This is a genomic window from Collinsella sp. CLA-AA-H302 (assembly GCF_040093305.1).
Classification (GTDB): Bacteria; Actinomycetota; Coriobacteriia; order Coriobacteriales; family Coriobacteriaceae; genus Collinsella.
Map to the genome: position 1 here is coordinate 1 of NZ_JBBNJW010000020.1, position 18,936 is coordinate 18,936.

General features: G+C 62.8%; 19 protein-coding genes and 1 tRNA gene. All 20 read left to right on the forward strand.

The features are described 5' to 3' along the window. Nucleotides 1-103 precede the first annotated feature (103 nt). The 20 genes from AAAV21_RS09940 to AAAV21_RS10035 all read left to right on the forward strand — a co-directional run bounded on the left by AAAV21_RS09940 (nucleotide 104) and on the right by AAAV21_RS10035 (nucleotide 18,922). Nucleotides 104-2,137, forward strand: coding sequence for an ABC-F family ATP-binding cassette domain-containing protein (locus tag AAAV21_RS09940; RefSeq protein WP_349109349.1), 2,034 nt, complete (start codon nucleotides 104-106; stop codon nucleotides 2,135-2,137). Next, entirely contained in the window at nucleotides 2,124-2,420 is a 297-nt protein-coding gene (locus AAAV21_RS09945; RefSeq protein WP_168170409.1) for a hypothetical protein, read from the forward strand. The genes AAAV21_RS09940 and AAAV21_RS09945 overlap by 14 nt, the downstream gene beginning before the upstream one ends. 9 nt (nucleotides 2,421-2,429) lie before the next feature. Then, on the forward strand, nucleotides 2,430-3,113 hold the full coding sequence (locus AAAV21_RS09950; RefSeq protein ID WP_349109351.1) for a site-2 protease family protein: 684 nt from the start codon (nucleotides 2,430-2,432) through the stop codon (nucleotides 3,111-3,113). An 84-nt stretch (nucleotides 3,114-3,197) separates the two neighbouring features. Next, nucleotides 3,198-4,007 carry a segregation/condensation protein A gene (locus AAAV21_RS09955; RefSeq protein ID WP_349109354.1) on the forward strand — a complete coding sequence of 270 codons (810 nt, stop codon included), beginning with the start codon at nucleotides 3,198-3,200 and terminating at the stop codon, nucleotides 4,005-4,007. Nucleotides 4,008-4,018: 11 nt separating this feature from the next. Further along, on the forward strand, nucleotides 4,019-4,747 hold the full coding sequence (gene scpB / locus AAAV21_RS09960) for an SMC-Scp complex subunit ScpB (protein ID WP_349109357.1): 729 nt from the start codon (nucleotides 4,019-4,021) through the stop codon (nucleotides 4,745-4,747). Then, nucleotides 4,734-5,711: a pseudouridine synthase gene (locus AAAV21_RS09965; protein WP_349109360.1), complete on the forward strand. Its 978-nt coding sequence runs from the start codon at nucleotides 4,734-4,736 to the stop codon at nucleotides 5,709-5,711. Before scpB ends, AAAV21_RS09965 begins: the two co-directional genes overlap by 14 nt. Before the next feature lie 66 nt (nucleotides 5,712-5,777). Continuing rightward, a complete protein-coding gene (cmk, locus tag AAAV21_RS09970; protein ID WP_342996813.1) occupies nucleotides 5,778-6,464 on the forward strand; it encodes a (d)CMP kinase in 687 nt (228 codons plus the stop codon). A 3-nt stretch (nucleotides 6,465-6,467) separates the two neighbouring features. Further along, nucleotides 6,468-7,196 carry a lysophospholipid acyltransferase family protein gene (locus tag AAAV21_RS09975; RefSeq protein WP_349109363.1) on the forward strand — a complete coding sequence of 243 codons (729 nt, stop codon included), beginning with the start codon at nucleotides 6,468-6,470 and terminating at the stop codon, nucleotides 7,194-7,196. Between the two features lie 2 nt (nucleotides 7,197-7,198). Beyond that, the gene (locus AAAV21_RS09980; protein ID WP_349109365.1) at nucleotides 7,199-8,098 is read left to right on the forward strand and encodes a 4-hydroxy-3-methylbut-2-enyl diphosphate reductase; all 900 of its coding nucleotides are present in this window, start codon (nucleotides 7,199-7,201) and stop codon (nucleotides 8,096-8,098) included. 2 nt (nucleotides 8,099-8,100) lie between these two features. Next, complete coding sequence (locus AAAV21_RS09985) at nucleotides 8,101-9,543, forward strand: DUF512 domain-containing protein (protein ID WP_349109369.1); 1,443 nt, start codon at nucleotides 8,101-8,103, stop codon at nucleotides 9,541-9,543. Between the two features lie 10 nt (nucleotides 9,544-9,553). Next, nucleotides 9,554-10,888: a ribosome biogenesis GTPase Der gene (gene der / locus AAAV21_RS09990; protein WP_195544578.1), complete on the forward strand. Its 1,335-nt coding sequence runs from the start codon at nucleotides 9,554-9,556 to the stop codon at nucleotides 10,886-10,888. Continuing rightward, on the forward strand, nucleotides 10,881-11,564 hold the full coding sequence (gene plsY / locus AAAV21_RS09995; protein ID WP_349109373.1) for a glycerol-3-phosphate 1-O-acyltransferase PlsY: 684 nt from the start codon (nucleotides 10,881-10,883) through the stop codon (nucleotides 11,562-11,564). Before der ends, plsY begins: the two co-directional genes overlap by 8 nt. Nucleotides 11,565-11,573: 9 nt before the next feature. Then, nucleotides 11,574-12,581, forward strand: a complete 1,008-nt coding sequence (locus AAAV21_RS10000; RefSeq protein WP_349109376.1) for an NAD(P)H-dependent glycerol-3-phosphate dehydrogenase — start codon at nucleotides 11,574-11,576, stop codon at nucleotides 12,579-12,581. An 18-nt stretch (nucleotides 12,582-12,599) separates the two neighbouring features. Then, nucleotides 12,600-13,271, forward strand: coding sequence for a ribulose-phosphate 3-epimerase (rpe, locus tag AAAV21_RS10005; protein WP_349109379.1), 672 nt, complete (start codon nucleotides 12,600-12,602; stop codon nucleotides 13,269-13,271). A 6-nt stretch (nucleotides 13,272-13,277) separates the two neighbouring features. Further along, nucleotides 13,278-14,456 (forward strand): cysteine desulfurase family protein, encoded by a 1,179-nt coding sequence (locus AAAV21_RS10010; protein WP_349109382.1) that lies wholly within the window; start codon nucleotides 13,278-13,280, stop codon nucleotides 14,454-14,456. After that, nucleotides 14,453-15,262 (forward strand): Nif3-like dinuclear metal center hexameric protein, encoded by an 810-nt coding sequence (locus AAAV21_RS10015; RefSeq protein WP_117583171.1) that lies wholly within the window; start codon nucleotides 14,453-14,455, stop codon nucleotides 15,260-15,262. The genes AAAV21_RS10010 and AAAV21_RS10015 overlap by 4 nt, the downstream gene beginning before the upstream one ends. Beyond that, nucleotides 15,259-15,978, forward strand: a complete 720-nt coding sequence (locus AAAV21_RS10020; protein ID WP_117758051.1) for a hypothetical protein — start codon at nucleotides 15,259-15,261, stop codon at nucleotides 15,976-15,978. The genes AAAV21_RS10015 and AAAV21_RS10020 overlap by 4 nt, the downstream gene beginning before the upstream one ends. A 2-nt stretch (nucleotides 15,979-15,980) precedes the next feature. Further along, on the forward strand, nucleotides 15,981-17,195 hold the full coding sequence (coaBC, locus tag AAAV21_RS10025; RefSeq protein ID WP_349109384.1) for a bifunctional phosphopantothenoylcysteine decarboxylase/phosphopantothenate--cysteine ligase CoaBC: 1,215 nt from the start codon (nucleotides 15,981-15,983) through the stop codon (nucleotides 17,193-17,195). 80 nt (nucleotides 17,196-17,275) lie between these two features. Further along, nucleotides 17,276-17,352 (forward strand) — tRNA-Pro (locus AAAV21_RS10030). A gap of 796 nt (nucleotides 17,353-18,148) precedes the next feature. Then, a complete protein-coding gene (locus AAAV21_RS10035; protein WP_349109387.1) occupies nucleotides 18,149-18,922 on the forward strand; it encodes a DUF6273 domain-containing protein in 774 nt (257 codons plus the stop codon). Nucleotides 18,923-18,936 lie beyond the last annotated feature (14 nt).

Here is an 18,936-nt window from a genome sequence, read left to right on the forward strand (position 1 = left end):
GTCAGGGGTTCGATCCCCCTCGTCTCCACCCGAGCATTGAATGAGGCTCCAACGCAAGTTGGGGCCTTTTTTCATATAGGAACACAAGGTCAAAGGCGGCACCATGATCCTCCTGGTCGACAAGATCGAAAAAAGCTTCGGCGCACGCGTCCTCTTTAGCGGCGCGTCCTTCCAGATCAACCCCGGCGAGCGCTTCGCGCTCGTGGGCCCCAACGGCGCCGGCAAAACCACCATGCTCAAAATCATCATGGGCATCGACAGTCCCGACTCCGGCCAGGTCCAGTACGCAAAGGACTGCCAGGTGGGCTACCTAGAGCAGGAAACTAATCTGGAGCACAAGGACAACACCATCCTTGCCGAGGTCATGGCCGCCGCCAAGGAAATCCGCCGCATGGGCGAGCGCGCTAACGAGCTGCAGGCCCAGATCACCGAGCTCTCCGAGCAGGGCAAGGACGTCGACGCACTCCTTAACGAGTACGGCCAGGTCCAGGACCGCTTTGAGCACCTGGGCGGCTACGAGCTCGAGAGCAACGCCCGCAAAATCCTTTCCGGCCTGGGCTTTAAGGTCACCGACTTTGAGCGCCCATGCTCCGAGTTCTCGGGCGGCTGGCAGATGCGCATCGCGCTCGCCAAGCTCTTCCTGCGCCACCCCGACCTGCTGCTGCTGGACGAGCCCACCAACCACCTGGACCTCGAAAGCGTCCAGTGGCTGCGCGGCTTTATCGCCAACTACGACGGCGCCGTCCTCATCGTCAGCCACGACCGCGCCTTCATGGACGCCTGCGTCGACCACGTCGCCGCCCTCGAGAACCGCCGCGTGACCACCTACACCGGCAACTACAGCAGCTACCTCAAGCAGCGCGAGGACAACCTTGAGCAGATGCGCGCCAAGCGCGCCGCCCAGGAGCGCGACATCGCCCACATGCAGGTCTTCGTCGACAAGTTCCGCTACAAGCCCACCAAGGCAGCCCAGGCCCAGGAGCGCATCCGCAAGATCGAGCAGATCAAAAAGGAGCTCGTCATCCTGCCCGAGGGCCACAAGCACATCGACTTTAAGTTCCCCGACCCGCCGCGCTCCGGCGACATGGTCGTGGGCCTGGAGGGCGTCTCCAAGTCCTACGGCAACAAGCACATCTACAGCGACATCGACCTCAAGCTCTACCGCGGCGAGCACGTGGCGCTCGTCGGCCCCAACGGCGCCGGCAAGTCCACGCTCATGAAGATCATCGCCGGACTGGAGCCGCCCACCACCGGCACCCGCGACCTGGGCACCAACGTGGGCGTGGCCTATTACGCCCAGCACGCGCTCGAGGGCATGACCGAGTCCAACACCGTCCTGCAAGAGATCGACACCGTCACGCCCAAGTGGACCGTGCCACAGCAGCGCAGCCTACTGGGCGCCTTCCTGTTTAGCGACAACGATTCCATCGAGAAGCAGGTTCGCGTCCTCTCCGGCGGCGAAAAAGCGCGTCTGGCCCTGGCCAAGATGCTCGTGGCCCCCGAGGCGCTCCTGTGCCTGGACGAGCCCACCAACCACCTAGACATCGACTCGGTGGACATGCTCGAGAACGCCCTGCAAAACTTCCCCGGCACCATCGTGCTGATCAGCCACGACGAACACCTGGTGCGCGCCGTGGCCAACCGCGTCATCGACATCCGCGACGGCCAAGTCACGGTCTACGACGGCGACTACGACTACTACCTCTACAAGCGCGAGGACCTGGCAGCCCGCGCCGCCGCCGAGGCGTCCACGGAGAGTGCGCCGGCCACGGCCAAGTCCACCAAAGTCAGCGCCGCCCAAGCCGACACCCCCGCCGCAGCTCCTAAACCGACCGAGGGCAAAAAAACCAAGGAACAAAAGCGCGCCGAGGCCCAGGCCCGTGCCGCGCTCAACAAAAAGCTCAAGGGTGTGCGCAACCAGCTCAAAAAGATCGAGGCTGAGCTCGACAAAAAGCGCGCCCGCTATGACGAGCTTATGGAATTGATGGCGAGCGAAGAGCTTTATGCCGATCAAGACAAGTTCAACGCCGCGCTGGGGGAATATAACGGCCTTAAGCAAGAGCTGCCCAAGCTCGAGGACGAATGGCTGGAGCTTTCCACCCAGATCGAAGAGGAGACCGCGCGTGAACTCTCGTAAGGCCGCTGCCGTGGCGATGAGCATCATCGCCATCGCCTGTCGCATCTGCGGCATCTTTATGAGCGCGATGACCGTGCTGCTGTGTTTTAGCGGCCTCACCGCCAAGCTGCAGATCGTAGGCTTTGTCGTCGAGCTTTCGCGCGCCCTGCCGAGCGCCATCGCCGGCTACGGCGTCATCACGTCGCCCTTTGGCGGTGTGTTCCGCTTGGATTACGCCATCGTCGCCGTGATCCTGTTTGTGATCGACTACCTGCTCACGCGCGCCTCGCGTCGCGTCCGCTAGAGGAGCGCCATGTCCAGCAGCTACATCATGAACCTGCTCGCCAGCGCCGTCGCCGTCATCGTGGGCATCGTGATCCACGAGAGCGCACACGCCGCCGCGGCCTGGGCGCTCGGCGACAAGACGGCCCGTTCGCGCGGCCGCGTGTCGCTCAACCCGCTCAACCATATCGACCCGTTTGGCACCATCATCCTGCCGCTGCTCATGCTCGCGGCCGGCGGCCCGGTGTTCGCCTTCGCCAAACCCGTGCCCGTCTACCTCAACAACCTCAAGCACCCCAAGCGCGACGAGGTCCTGGTGAGCGCGGCCGGCCCCGCGTCGAACATCGCACTCGCGTGCCTCGCGGCCGCCCTCATGCACGCAACGTACGGCAGCCTCTACACCAGCATGTCCTTTGCCCTGGCGTCGCAGATCATGAACTTCGTCGCCACGTTTATCGTGGTCAACCTGTCGCTCGCGTTCTTTAATCTTATCCCGATCCCGCCGCTCGACGGCTCGTCGATCATCGTGCCGTTCCTCAAAGGCAAGGCGCTCAACAACTACTACCTCCTGCAGCAATACGCCATGCCCATCCTCATCATCGTGCTGTATCTGCTGCCCATGTGGACTGGCATTGATGTAATCGGCCGCTATTTCGACGTTACCGTGTATCCGCTGGCCGAGTGGCTGCTCAACTTCGCAATCGCCGGCATCTAGGGTAAACTTACAGGTCGACCGTGCAAAACGGTCGTAACATGCACCCAAACCGCGCCGCGAAGGCGCCGTCAAAGGAGGTCGAAGATGTCGTATCGCGTGTCGACGCAGGTCTACAGCGGACCGTTCGACCTGCTGCTGCAGCTGGTAACCCGCCAAAAAGTAGATATCGGCGCTATCTCCATCAGCGAGGTGGCCGAGCAGTACCTTGCCGAAGCCGAGCGCATCGAAGCGCTGGACCTGGACGTGGCGAGCGATTTTTTGCTGGTCGCAGCAACCCTTTTGGACATCAAGGCCGCCTCGTTGGTGCCGCAAGAGGCCCCGCGCAAAGCCGATGACGATGACGAGATCGACGATGACCTCGAAGAACTTAGCGCGCTCGACGGGGACGCCCTGCGCGAGGTCCTGATCCAGCGCCTGATCGCCTACAAGCAGTTTAAAGGCGCGGCTGCGGCCCTCGGTGCCCGCATGCAGGCCGAAAGCCGTATGCATCCGCGTGTGGCCGGCCCCGACCCCGAGTTCCTAGGGCTCATGCCCGACTATCTGGCTGGCATCACCCTGCGCGGCCTGGCCGTTATCTGTGCCGACCTGGACGGCAAGCGCCAGACCTTCTTGCTGGAGGCCGAGCACGTGGCGCCGCATCGCGTGCCGCTCGACCTGACCGTGGCCTCAGTCGACCGCTTTACCATGGCGCACCAAACCTGCACCTTCCGCGAGCTGCTGGACGGCGACGCCACGACCGAGCAGCTCGTCGTCACCTTCCTGGCCATGCTGGAGCTCGCCAAGCGCGGCTCGCTCACGCTGAGCCAGGACGAGATCTTTGGAACCATCTGCATCAACCGAGTCGAGGGCGCCGAGGCATACGTGCCCGGCGAGGGCCCCGAACTCACCGAATAGGAGCGGCAACCATGTCAACCCTTTCCACGCTAGAGGCAAACAGCCTCAAAGGCGCCCTCGAGGCGCTTCTGCTGGTGTCGAGCGACCCCGTGAGCGCGCCTGCGCTGGCAGGTGCGCTAGATATCGCCCCTGGCGAGTGTGCATCGCTGCTCGCCGAGCTCAAGGTTGAGTACGAGGAGGCCAACCGCGGCTTTCAGCTGCGCGAGGTCGCCGGCGGCTGGCGCCTGTTTACGCACCCCGCCTACCACGATGTGGTCGAGGCCTATGTGTTGAGCTGGGACACGCAAAAGCTGTCGCAGGCGGCGCTTGAAACCCTGGCCGTCATCGCCTACCACCAGCCCGTGACGCGCGAGGTGGTCAAAGGCATCCGCGGCGTCAATTCCGACGGCGTCATCGCGTCGCTCGTGGACAAGGGTCTGGTGCGCGAGCTCGGCCGCGACCCCCAGCGCGGTCAGGCGATCATCTACGGCACGACCAATGCCTTCTTGGAAAAGTTTGGTCTGCGCTCCACCCGCGACCTGCCCGATCTGGAGCAGTTTGCCCCCGACGAGCAATCGCGCCAGTTTATCCGCGAGCGCCTGAGCGGCCGCAGCATTCAGTCCACGCTCGAGGAGCAGGCCGAGGACCTGGACGAAGAGCGCGAACTGCTCGATACCGATGTTGAAGATGTTGAGGCAGTCGAGGACTTGGAATCCCTGGTCGTCGACGAGACCTCGGAGGATTTACATGACGAGGACTAACGAAGTAGGGGAGACGCGCGCCGGCGCTGCGGTGCCCAACGCGGATACGCACGAGTCCGATGCCCAGCCCGTCTATCCGCACACCATGCGCCTGCAGCGCTTTTTGGCGCGTGCGGGCGTGGCGAGCCGCCGCGGCTCGGAGGACCTGATGACCGCCGGCCGCGTGACTGTTAACGGCGAGGTCGCGACCGAGCTGGGCACCAAGGTCGACGTCGACCGCGACCATATCGAGGTCGATGGCATGTCCGTCAAGCTCAACCAGGGCGCCGTGTACCTGATGCTCTACAAGCCGACCGGCTACCTCACCACCATGAGCGACCCGCAGGAGCGCCCTTGCGTGGCCGACCTGGTCCCGCGCGACCGATTTCCGGGGCTCTTCCCGGTGGGTCGCCTGGACCGCGACACCACGGGCCTTTTGCTCTTTACCACCGACGGCGACCTGTCGCAGGACCTGCTGCACCCCAGCAAGCACGTCTACAAGACCTACCAGGCGCTCGTTGACGGGACGCTGACCGACCGCGATCTCACGCCGCTCCGCCGTGGCATCGAGCTCGACGACGGCCTGTGCCAGCCGGCAATCTGCCGCGTCATCAACGCGCGCGAAGCCGAGGCTGTGGCACCGCAAGGTGTGAAGCCCGGCACCACAGCCGTGGAGGTCATTATCCGCGAGGGCCGCAAAAATCAGGTCAAGCGCATGCTAAGCAAGATCCACCACCCGGTGATTCGTCTGCACCGCTGCAACTTTGCCGGCCTGGAGCTCAAGGACGTGGCCAAGGGCTCGTGGCGCGAGCTCACCGACCGCGAGGTGCAGATCCTCAAGTCCGGCGGCATCCCGCCCAAGCAGGCGAGCGCCAAGCGCAACGGCGGCAAGCCCCAAGATACGCCCGCCAGCCGCACGCGTCACCACGGCAGCCACGGCTCCGCACCCAAGCGCAACACCTACCGCGAGCGCTACACGGGCTAGGCAACCCGCCGTGCCCCAGCGCCCACGAACCATACCAGCACGTCAACCATCGAAAGGAAGCATTGCATGATCGTCGCCATCGACGGCCCCGCCGGTTCCGGCAAGTCCACCATCGCCAAGGAGATCGCCCGCCAGCTGGGCTTTAACAAGCTCGACACGGGCGCCATGTATCGCGCCGTCACCTTCGCCGCGCTCGACCGCGGCATCGATCTGGACGACGAGGCCGCCATCGATGCCCTCGCCGAGCAGATCGAAATCCGCTTTACCAACGGCACTGGCGAAGACACACGCCTGACCATTGATGGCCAGGATGCCTCGGCTGCCATTCGCACCCCGCAGGTCGACGCCAACGTGTCCAAGGTCTCGGCCTACCCGGGCGTGCGCGCCGCCATGCTCATCCATCAGCGCCGCGCCGCCGAGGATCGCGATATCGTGGCCGAGGGTCGCGACATCGGCACCGTCGTGTTCCCCAACGCACAGGTCAAGGTCTTTCTGACCGCCGACCCGCGCGAGCGTGCCCGTCGCCGTGTGCTGCAGCGCCACCAAAACGACGCCCAGCCGCTCACCGAAGAGCAGCTTGAGGCCGAGGTCGACGAGACCCTCGACGCCCTCAAGCAGCGCGATAAGCTCGACAGCAGCCGCGAGGTCGCGCCGCTCGTTCCCGCCGAGGACGCGGTACATGTCGACTCCACCGCCCACACCATCGACGAGGTCGTCTCGATCATCGAGGACCTCATCAACCAAAGGAGGTAGCCCATGCGCCTGTTTAAGCAGACGCCCGAGGATTACTACAACGCCCCCTACGCCGAGTTCCCGGCGCTCATCCGCGGCACCGTCGCCGTGGTCATGGGCATCCTGTGGGTCTTCTCCAAGCTCATGTGGCGTTGGAAGGTCGAGGACAGCGACCTGCTGTTTGAGCGCCAGGAAGGCCGCGGCAGCGTGGTCATCTGCAACCACACATCGATGGCCGAGCTCCTAGCTGTGGAGACGGCGCTGTTCTTTGGCGGCCGCCGCATTCGCCCCATTTTTAAGTCCGAGTTTGCGAAGAGCAAGATCGTGCGCTGGGCCTTTAGCCGCGTGGGCGGCATTCCCGTCGAGCGCGGCACCGCCGACATGAAGTGCCTGCGTGCCGCCCAGCATGCGCTGCAGCGCGGTGAGGACGTCCTGATCTTCCCCGAGGGTACGCGCATCCGCTCGCGCGAGATCAAGCCCGAAGTCCACGGCGGCTTTGCGCTCATCGCCCAGATGGGTAAGGCACCCGTCAACCCGCTCGCCATCTGCGGCTGGTCCGATATTACGCCTGCGGGCAAAAAGATCATGCGCCCCAAAAAGTGCTGGATCCGCGCCGGCAAGTCAATTTCGCTTTCCGACGCGCCTGCCGAGCTCAAGCGCAAGGAGCGCCTAGCCTGGTTTGAGTCCGAAGCCATGAGTCGCGTCTACGCCATGCGTGATGACCTGTGCGCCGAGCACCCGGGCAGGTTCTAGCCATGGACGAGGAAGTCATGAACACCGCCGAGGCTGTGCCCGGCAAGGCAGACGCCCCCACTATCGAAATCGCTGCCCACGCCGGCACCTGCTACGGCGTACAGCGTGCGCTCGATATGGCGCTGGCCGCTGCGCCGCAGGCAGGGGAATGCAATCAGGTCCATACCTTGGGTCCGCTCATCCATAACCCCATCGTGGTGCGCGAGCTTGCTGAGGCAGGCGTTGGCCTGGCCGAGAACTTGGATAATGCCACAACCGGCACCGTCATCATCCGCGCCCACGGCGTGGTGCCGCAGGTGATCGATGCCGCTCGCGAGCGTGGCCTTAACGTCGTCGACGCCACCTGCCCCTACGTGAAGAAGGTTCATGTGGCCGCCGAGCGCCTGGTACGCGAAGGCTACCGCGTGATCGTCGTGGGCGAGCCGGGCCACCCCGAGGTCGAGGGCATCCTGGGCCACGCCGGCAATGATGCGCAGGTCGTGAGCTGTGCCGCCGACGCCGATGCTCTGTCACTCAAGGGTAAAGTGGGCGTGGTTGTACAGACCACCCAGACCGCGCAGAACCTCGCCGAGGTCGTGGCCGCTATCACTCCGCGCGTACAGGAGCTGCGTGTGATCAACACCATCTGCGCCGCCACGAGCGAGCGTCAACAGGCAGCAGCCACACTTGCCAACCGCTGCGACTGCATGGTCGTCGTGGGCGGCAAGAACTCGGGCAATACCCGCCGCCTGGCGCAGATCTGCACTGACGTCTGCGAGCACACGCATCACATCGAGGAAGCTTCCGAGCTCCAGGCTGCGTGGTTTGCCGACGCGCGCCACATCGGCATCACCGCCGGAGCCTCCACCCCGCAAGAACACATCGAGCGCGCCGTCGCGCGCATCAAGGAGCTTTGCCGCTAACCATGGACCAGACCGTACCCGCATACGCCGCCGAGGTGGCCGATTACGGGCGCAGCCGCGACCCCGAGCCGGGTGAGGGCGCGCTCGTAAAGAACGTGCGTCCCGAATCGCCCGCATGGGATGTGGGTATCGAGCCGGGCATGCGCGTGCTCACGGTCAACGGTGAGCAGCTCACCGACATGATCGTGTGGCTCTGGGAGGCAGATGACGACACCGTCGAGCTGGAGGTATACGATCCGCGCGACTGCACCGTCACCCCCGTTGAGCTCGATCGTTTTCCCGGCGAGGACTGGGGCCTTGAGTTCGATGGCCCTATCTTCGACGGCATGCGTACCTGCGTCAACGCCTGCGTGTTCTGCTTTATGACGATGCTGCCCAAGGGCGGCCGCTCCACGCTCTACATTCGCGACGACGACTATCGCCTGAGCTTTTTACAGGGCAACTTTGTCACGCTCACGAACCTCACTGACGAGGACGTGCAAAACGTCATCCAGCGCAACATGAGTCCCATGAACGTGTCGGTCCACGCTGTGAGCCCCGACATCCGCCGTCGTATGATGGGCCGTAACGCCCAGCGCGGCATGGACGTACTCGAGACCATCATGGCCGCCGGCATCGAGATTCACGCGCAGATCGTGTTGTGTCCCGGCATGAACGACGGCGAGGAGCTGGAAAAGACCCTGCGCTTTTGCGAGGAGCACGAGCAAATCACAAGCCTGGGCATTGTGCCGCTCGGTTTTACCAAGCACCAAAACCGCTTTAGCTGGTCATACAGCGACAATCCCGAGCTAGCGCGCGAGACCATTGCCATGATCCGTCCCTACCAGGATCGAGCCTTCAAGCGCTTTGGCCGCCACACCTTCCAGATGAGCGACGAGTTCTATCTGGACGCCGGCATCGATCCTCCCGAGGCGGACTTTTACGACGGTTACCCGCAGTACTACGACGGCATCGGCATGATCCGCTCGTATCTGGACGAGACCGACGACGTGTTGACTACCGATGCTGAGCGACTGGCCCGCGTCCGCGAGGCCATCGCCGCCCGCAGCCAGCACCTGCTGTGCCTCTCGGGCGCCAGCGCACGCGACACGGTGGCCCGCTTTGTGGAGTCGCCCCAGGGACTCGCCGGCACTGTCACGGCCATCAAGAACCGCTACTTTGGCGGCAACGTGGACGTGACCGGCCTCATCGTCGCGTGTGACATTCTGGAGCAGCTGCCCCAAGACCTGTCGGGGGTTATGCTCTTTGTGCCTAAGCTCATGTTCAACGCTGACGGCATGACGCTTGACGAGTATCATCGTGACGATTTACTCGCAAGCCTTACCAGTCGCGGCGCCGAGGTTCATGTGGTGTCGACCATGCCGCATGAGCTGCTCGATACCCTGGAGCACATCCTTGGCATTATGCCTGCCGACTCTAACACTTCCACTGACCCTACCCATTAAAGGAGAGCAGATGAAACCTATCGTCGCCGTCGTCGGACGCCCCAACGTGGGCAAGTCCACGCTCGTTAACCGCCTGGCCCAGACCTCGGACGCCATCGTCCACGAGTCCCGCGGCGTCACGCGCGACCGCTCGTATCACACGGCCGATTGGAACGGCCGCGAGTTCACCATCGTCGACACGGGCGGTATCGAGCCGCTCAAGAGCGACGATGTCTTTGCAACGTCCATCCGCGACCAGGCCCTCGCCGCCGCCGAGGAAGCCGCCGTCATCCTGTTTGTGGTCGACGGCCGCACCGGTGTCACCGAGGAGGACGAGTCGGTTGCCCGCATGCTCAAGCGCTGCGACAAGCCGGTCTTTCTGCTGGTGAACAAGCTCGACAACCCCGATCGCGAGAACGACAACATCTGGGAGTTCTATTCGCTCGGCATCGGCGAGCCCACGCCGCTCTCGGCCCTGCATGGTCATGGCACGGGCGACCTGCTCGATGATATCGTGGCCCTGCTTCCGGAGGAAGAGGACGAGGTCGCCGATGAGTTCCCCGATGCGCTGAACGTGGCCATCATCGGCCGCCCCAACGCCGGTAAGTCCTCGCTGTTCAACCGCATCCTGGGCGCCGACCGCTCCATCGTGTCCAACATTGCCGGCACCACGCGCGACGCCATCGACACGGTCGTCGAGCGCAACGGCAAGCACTACCGCATGGTCGACACCGCGGGCATTCGCAAGAAGAGCACCGTGTACGAGAACATCGAGTACTACTCCATGGTCCGCGGCCTGCGCGCCATCGACCGCGCCGACGTGGCGCTGCTCGTCGTCGATGCCTCCGTGGGCGTCACCGAGCAGGACCAGAAGGTCATGGGTCTTGCCATCGAGCGCGGCTGCGCCATCGTGGTGCTGCTCAACAAGTGGGATCTGCTCGACGACGACCGCAAGCGCGAGGCCTGCATGGAGACCATCGACCGCCGTCTGGGCGTCATGGCTCCCTGGGCCCAGTACCTGCGCATCTCTGCTCTCACCGGCCGCAGCGTCGAGAAGATCTGGGCAATGGTAGACGCCGCCGAAAAGACGCGCTCGCAGAAGATTAGCACCTCGCGCCTCAACACGTTCCTCACCGACCTGCGCGAGTTCGGTCATACCGTGGTGGACGGCAAGCGCCGCCTGCGCATGCACTACGTGACCCAGACGGGCGTCAACCCGCCGACGTTCACGTTCTTCGTCAACCACAGCGACCTGGTCAACGACACCTACCAGCGCTACGTGGAGAACCGCATGCGCTCGACCTTCGACTTTGCCGGCACGCCCATTCGACTCTTCTTTAGGAAGAAGGAGCAAAAGGATGCATAATCCGATTCTGCTGACCGCCATCTGCGCCGTGGTCTCGTTCTTTATCGGGGCGATTCCGTTTGGCCTGATCCTGGGCCGCGTGTTTAACCACACGGACATTCGCAAGGCGGGCTCCGGCAACATCGGCACCACCAACGCGCTGCGTGTGGCCGGCCCCAAGGTGGCCGCGCTCACGCTGCTGCTCGACTGCCTTAAGGGCGCCATCTGCGTTGTCATCGCCCGTCCGTTCATCGCGAGCGTGGGCTATGGCTTCCCCGTGAGTATCATGGCGCCCGGTGCCCCCGGCGACTGGATGCTCGGTGTCATCTGCCTGGCGGCCGTGTGGGGCCACATCTTCTCGCCCTACCTCAACTTCCATGGCGGCAAGGGTATCGCGGTTGGTCTGGGCGTCATCCTCGCTTGGTACTGGCCTATTGGCCTGTCGCTGCTGGGCATGTTTATCGTGGCCGTCGCCATCACCAAGTATGTGTCGGTAGGCTCGCTTGCCGCAGCCATCGGTCTTCCCATCGCTGCTTGCGCGGTCTTTCCGTACAGCAGCCTGGGCCTCAAGTTCTGCATGGCGATGATCGGCATCACCGTGGTGTGGGCCCATCGCGCGAATATCCAAAAGCTCATGACGGGTAAGGAGTCCAAGCTCTCGTTTACCAAGCGCGTCACTGAGCCCGACGATAAGTAGGAGAGAGTCATGAATGTTGCGCTGATTGGCTCCGGCTCCTGGGGAACCGCCGTCGCCGGCCTTGCCGCCGCGCGAGCCGAGCGCGTGACCATGTGGGCCCATAGCGAGCAGACGGCCACCGGCATCAATGCCGAGCACTGCAACCCCCGGTATCTGGTGGACTACGAGCTGCCCGGCAACGTTGTCGCCGCCACGGACCTGTCGCAGGCGCTCGACGGCGCCGAGGCCATCATCTTTGCCGTGCCCTCCACGCACCTGCGCAGCGTATGCCATCAGGCAGCACCCTTCATCGCCGCCGACACCCCGGCACTCTGCCTCACCAAGGGTATTGAGCCCGAATCCGGCCTGCTTATGAGTGAGGTAATCGCCAGTGAGATCGGCAACGAGTCGCGTGTCGCGGCGCTCTCAGGCCCCAACCATGCCGAGGAGATCTGCCGCGGCGGGCTTTCTGCCGCCGTCATCGCCAGCAATGATCCACAGGTAGGGGAGACCTTTAAGGACCTGCTCCTATCCACGGCCTTCCGCATCTACCTGTCGCAGGACATGACCGGCGTCGAGGTTTGCGGCGCCATGAAAAATGTCATCGCCATCGTGTGCGGCATTTCCGCCGGTTCTGGTGCGGGCGACAACACGCTTGCCCTTATCATGACGCGCGGCCTGGCCGAGATCAGCCGTCTGGTGCACGCCCGCGGCGGTCAAGCCATGACCTGCATGGGTCTTGCCGGCATGGGTGACCTCATTGCCACCTGCACCTCCGAGCATTCGCGCAACCGCACCTTTGGCTACGAGTTTGCCCACGGCATCTCGCTCGACGAGTACCAGGCACGTACGCATATGGTGGTCGAGGGCGCCGTCGCGGCCCGCAGCGTCAGTGAGCTTGCCCGTTCACTGGGCGTAGACATTCCGCTCACCTTTGCCGTGGAGCAAACGCTCTACAACGGTGTTACTTTGGATAGGGCGCTCGAGATTCTCACAGATCGCGTCCCTTCTCAAGAGTTCTACGGACTCACCGACTAGCGCAGAAAGGCTTCTACCATGGGTTCCATCAAAATCGCTCCGTCTGTCCTTTCGGCCAACATGGCCAACCTCAAGGGCGAACTCGACAAGATCGCCGGTGCCGACTACGTGCACTTCGACGTTATGGACGGTCACTTTACCGGCAACCTCACCTTTGGCGTTGACATCCTCAAGGCCGTCAAGCGCTCCACCGATGTACCGGTCGACGCGCACCTCATGGTGACGAACCCCGACGAGACGGTCGATTGGTACGCCGACGCCGGTGCCGACATGATCACCGTGCACTACGAGGCTTCCACGCACCTGCACCGCACGCTCACGCATCTGCAGCAGCGCGGCGTCAAGGCCGGCGTGGTGCTCAACCCCGCCACCCCCGTGTGCGTGCTCGAGAGCATCATCGACGTCGTCGATATGGTGCTGCTCATGAGCGTGAACCCGGGCTTTGGCGGCCAGAGCTTTATCCCGGGCACCATCGCCAAGCTCCTCGAGCTCAAAGCCATGTGCGAGCGCCACGGCGTGTCGCCCATGATCGAGGTCGACGGCGGCATCTCTTCCAAAAACATCGCCGAGGTCGTCAAGGCCGGTGCCGATGTCCTGGTGGCCGGCTCCGCCGTATTTAAGTCCGAAGATCCCGCTGCCGAGGTTGCGCTGCTGCAGAAGCTGGGCAACGAGGCCGCACAGGAGGCATAAACCCTTATGACCGCAGGTCAAAACCGCATACCCGTTAATCTTGACTATGCCGCCTCGACGCCCATGCGCGCCGAGGCGCTCCTTGCGCAGCGCGAGTACGACGACAGCGAGCTTGCCGGCGTCAACCCCAACTCGCTGCATTCGCTCGGCCGCAAGGCCGCTGCACGCCTGGAAGTGGCGCGTCGAGAGATTGCCCGCAGCTTTGGCGCGCGCGTCCGCCCATCAGAGATAATCCTGACCAACGGCGGCACCGAGGCAAACCAGCTGGCGCTGCTCGGTCTTGCCGAGGGCGCCCGTCAGCGCGATCGCAAGCGTAACCGCGTGATCGTATCTGCCATCGAGCACGATTCGATTCTGGACAACCTGCCGCTGCTGCGTGCCGCCGGTTTTACCGTCGACCTGGCGACGCCTTGCCGCGCGGGCTACATTGAGCCTGCCGCGCTTGTCGAGCTACTAGGCGACGACGTGGCGCTCGTGAGCATCATGGTTGCCAACAACGAGACCGGCGTGGTGCAGCCCATCCGCGAGCTTGCCGCGGCCGCGCATACCGTGGGCGCCCTTTTCCACACCGATGCCATCCAGGGCTATCTGCATATTCCGCTCGATGTCACCGAGCTGGGCGTCGATGCCATGTCCGTTGCCGCGCATAAGATCGGCGGCCCTGTGGCATCCGGCGCGCTCTACCTTAAGAACCGCACGCCGCTGCGCCCCCGAATCTTTGGCGGTGGACAGGAAGCCGGACGACGTGCCGGCACGCAGGACCTGCGCACGCAGCTCGCCTTTGCCGCTGCCGCCCGCACGCTGACGCCCCATGTGGCCGAGGAACGCGAGAAGCTGCAAGCCCTTTCCGACAAGCTCTACGCCACGCTTACGGCCCATCCGCGCATTCACGCCACGATGGGCGACTATGCGCATGCCGACCGTCTGCCCGGCATGGTATCGATCTACATTGACGGCATGGACTCCGAGGAGCTCATCGTCAAGCTCGATGCCGCCGGCTTTGAGGTTTCGGCCGGCTCGGCGTGCTCGAGCGGCAGCATGGACCCGAGCCATGTGCTCAGCGCCATGGGCATTGGTCGCGAGCAGGCACTAGGTGCACTGCGCATTTCCTTTGACGACCGCGTGAATCCGGACGATCTGGACGAGTTTGCAAGTGCGCTGCTCTCGATCGCAGGTGCCGCATGATCGTCGCCGAGCTCGAGCGCGCGCTACTGGCACGCTATCCCAAGACGGACACCGAGCCCTGGGACCACGTAGGACTCTCCGTTGGCGATCCGGCCGCGGAGATCACCGGCGTTGCCTGCGCACTCGATGCGACTGAGGCTAATGTTCGCCGCGCCCAAGAAGCAAGCGCCAACGTGCTGCTGACGCATCATCCCATATACATCAAGGCACCCGAGGCCTTTTGTCCGGCGGATGCCACACGACCCCAGTGCAGTGCGGCCCTCTACGAGGCTGCCCGCTGCGGGGTGAGCATTATCTCGCTCCACACCAACCTGGACCGCTCGCACGAAGCCCGTGTCTGCCTGAGCAAGCTGCTGGGTGCCGCACCCGTGAGCTCACTGGAGCACGTGGACGACCCCGAGGCCACCGGCCTGGGCGCACTTGCAACGCTCAACGACCCGTGCACGCTGCGCGATCTTGCCACCCGTGCTGCCACGGCCTTTGGCAGCGACCCGCGTGTGTGGGGCAAAGCTGATCGCCCGTGCCGCACCGTCGCCATTTTGGGCGGCTCCCTGGGCGACTTCGGAGAGCTCGCCATCGCCGCGGGCGCAGATGTTGTCGTGACGGGCGAGGCGGGCTACCACGTGGCGCAAGACCTTGCCTTGCGCGGGCTGCCGGTGATCTTGCTCGGCCACGACCGCTCCGAGGAGCCGTTCGTTGATATATTGATGAACTCTGCAGTTGACGCCGGGGCCGACCCCCGTCATGCGATTAAAATACTGAACCCTTGCCAATGGTGGACTGTGACAAAAGGAGAGAACTTATGAGCGCCGGCGCTACGCTACTCAAGCTGCAACAGATCGATTTGGAGCTCGCCCGCAACAAGAGCGAACTTGCCAATATGCCGGAGCTCAAGGAGCTCGCTTCCAAGCGCAAGACCTACGTTAAGCTCAAGGCCGAAATGACCAAGCTCTACGCCCAACGCAAGGACCTGGATATTGAGCTCGACGATCTCAACACCACCGAGATCCAGACCAATAACGCCATCGAGGCCGCTAAGAAGCGCCACGTTGACGGCTCCGACTACCGCGAGGTACAGGACCTGGAAAACGAGCTCGCCACCCTGGCCAAGCGCCTGGACAAGATTGAGCACACCCGCAAGGATGTCGTTGTCGCCCACAAAGAGGCGCTCGACCGCGAGACCCGCGCGCAGGCCATCATCGCCAAGTTCGAGGAGGGCGTGAAGGCCGATACCAAGGCCGCCCGCGCCAAGGCTGCCGACCTGCAGGCTCAGATCGAAGCCGCCACTAAGGAGCGCACCGCTCTTGCCGCCACGCTGCCGGCCGACGTGCTCACCGACTACGAGCGTCTGCTCAAGCAGTTCCGCGGCTTGGCCGTCGAGACCATCCAGGGCAACATCCCCACGGTCTGCCACACCGCGCTGCAGGCATCGTCCATGAGCGACCTCAACCACGACGGTAGCGAGATTACGCACTGTCCGTACTGCCACCGCCTCCTGGTGCTCCCGAGCAAGGAAGCCTAGCTATGACGGCGGCATCCAACAATTCAATGCAACTTGAGGGAAAAACGATCCTGCTGGGCATTACCGGCGGGATCGCCGCCTATAAGTCGTGCAATATCGTGCGCCTGCTGCAAAAGCGCGGCGCACGTGTCAAAGTCGTTATGAGCGAGCATGCCACGGAGTTCGTGGGCCCGCTCACGTTCCGCGCGCTCACCAATGAGCCGGTCGCGGTTGGGCTATTCGACGACCCGTCTGACCCCATCCACCATATCTCGCTTGCGCAGGAGCCCGATCTGGTGGTCGTGGCGCCCGCGACGGCCAATATCATCGCCAAGATGGCCAACGGCATCGCCGACGACCTCATCTCCACCACGCTGCTTGCGACGCCGCGGCCCGTCGTGATCGCGCCGGCCATGAACAATGGCATGTGGAAGGCGCCGGCGACGCAGGCCAACATGGCCACGTTGCGCGAGCACGATGTCCATGTGGTGGGACCCGGCAGCGGCTACCTTGCCTGCGGCGACGTGGACACGGGGCGCATGAGCGAGCCCGAGGACATCGTCGAGGCCGTCTGCGAGGTGCTCAATCCCGTGCAACAAGACCTGGCGGGCAAGCGCATCGTCATCACTGCCGGCCCCACGCATGAGCCGATCGATCCCGTGCGCTTTATCGGCAATCGGTCGTCGGGCAAGATGGGTATCGCCCTGGCGGGGGAGGCCGCACGTCGCGGTGCCGTCGTCACGCTCGTGCTGGGACCGACATCGCTCGACGTTCCCCGCGGTGTGGAGTGCGTGCACGTACAGACCGCCTCAGAAATGCTCAAGGCAGCGCTGAGCGCCTTCCAGACGGCCGACGCGGCCGTTTGCGCCGCCGCCGTCGCCGACTACACGCCGGCGGCCCCGGCGGAACATAAGCTCAAAAAGGCCAACGAGCGCCTGGATCGAATCGAGCTCGTCGAGACCGTTGACATCTTGGCCGAACTTTCACGCCAAAAGGGCGATCGCCTCGTAATCGGCTTTGCAGCCGAGACTGATAACGTCGTCGAGTACGCCGAGCGCAAATTGACCCGCAAAGGCTGCGATGCCATTATCGCCAACGATGTCTCACGCGCCGATTCGGGCTTTGGAACCGACACCAACAAGGCTTGGATCGTGAGCATAGCGGGTACGCAAGAACTACCCGTACTAACAAAACCCCAGCTCGCAGATACAATTTTGGACTTGCTTCAAAATTTGTAAAAAAGTTCTTGCACAAGGACAAAGTTTCGGGTTAACATACTCCCTGTTGCGAGCGAAAGCAGAGCAACAAACAAAAGCTTCGGGACGTGGCGCAGCTTGGTAGCGCACTTGACTGGGGGTCAAGGGGTCGCTGGTTCGAATCCAGTCGTCCCGACCAGAAGTTTGCAGGTCAGGCACCTAGTGCCTGACCTTTTTTTATTAGGAATCAACAAGGTAATCAAAAAAGAATCAACGACTGTTTTTTAGCTAATAAGGACATGCCTATCTACCTGCGGTTTTGTAGAATCGTGGTTTTAATGGATCCCCCCTCCATTGCGATTCCACATTTCGTCAATCTATTGATTCCGCATACGCAAACTACTTCGTCTGTTTGGTCTACATACGCGAAGGAATCTTGCCTGGGTCTACCTATTTCGTCTACTTGCGCGATTGGTACGTTAGCGAAACGCCCGAAAATCACGGTTCAAGACAATCGGGCGCTCAGCTTTTTTACAAATGCATATGACGCGCGGGCGTGAAGGAGATTGATGCCGGCAGAGCCGTTCAGAACTGAAATGCGGCCATTTCTGAGAATATTCCTACGGGGTTCGGGGCAATATCGAGAACAGGTCTCAGATAGCCTCTGAAAGGCCGGTGCTAGGGGGAAGGGGAGGACGTTCTGAAGAGCAGACAGCCCCCCATCACTCTGGTTCATAGTTCGTCAGCAGTACCTCGACCGCGGGTGACATCAAGACGGTAATTCCCAGAGTCGGAGCTTGGACACCGTCATCGACGGGAACGGCGCCCATACCGAGATGTAGGTCGGGAATATGCGCCAGACGCTCGGCAAGGACTGGTTCGACTGGATGCTGTAGGCGTGATTTGCCGCTGCGGCAAGACAAAACGTGTCTCAGATATCGCATCGTACGCTCCCGTATGCAATATCAGACCCTTATACGAAGGGAGTGCCGTATATGCATGCAGCGGCAAACAACCTTCGGGGGGGGGTATCTCCTAGGAATACCCGCCTCCGGGGGCAATCAATCATCGAGTACGTCCTGATCATCGCCGTCATCGGTCTGGTGATCGTGTTCGCGGGGCCCGGCGTGGCCGGTGCCATCCGCAACCAGTTCAACCAGGTGACGAACACAGTCGACTCCGTCACCGACGGCGACAACTTCATGAGTGCCGAGGAAAAGGCGTACCGCGAGGCGATGAAGACCGTAGCCCAGAAGGAGGCCAAAGACTGGACGTTAGACGAGCAGAAGGCGGCGGCAACCGACATCGCCAAGAACGGCACGTCTTCTGTGGTTTACGCCAAGGCGAAAGCGGCCATGGTCGCAAAAACCACCTGGTCGGTAAAGCTCACCAACGGGAAGACGATGAGGTATCTCATCATCGGCATCAACCACGATGACCTGGCCGATGGTAGCGGCAAGGCGGGACTGACGTTCCTCACCACCTCGACGGATATCAGGTCGCGCATGAATGCGACCGAAACCAATGTTGGCGGCTGGGAGAAGTCGGAGCTCCGTTCGAAGATGAACTCCGGCGAGATTTGGAACCTGATGCCGTCCGAGTTCCAGTCCAAGGTCAAGACCGTCAAGAAGCTCACGAACAATGTCGATGGGAAGATCGGAGACTCTACTGTAACCGTGACGGACGATAAGCTGTTCCTGCTCAGCTACTCCGAAATCGTCGAGACCCCCAAAACTGAGTGGTATGGGAAAAAATATTGGCTCTGTTAGACCAGAATTGACAT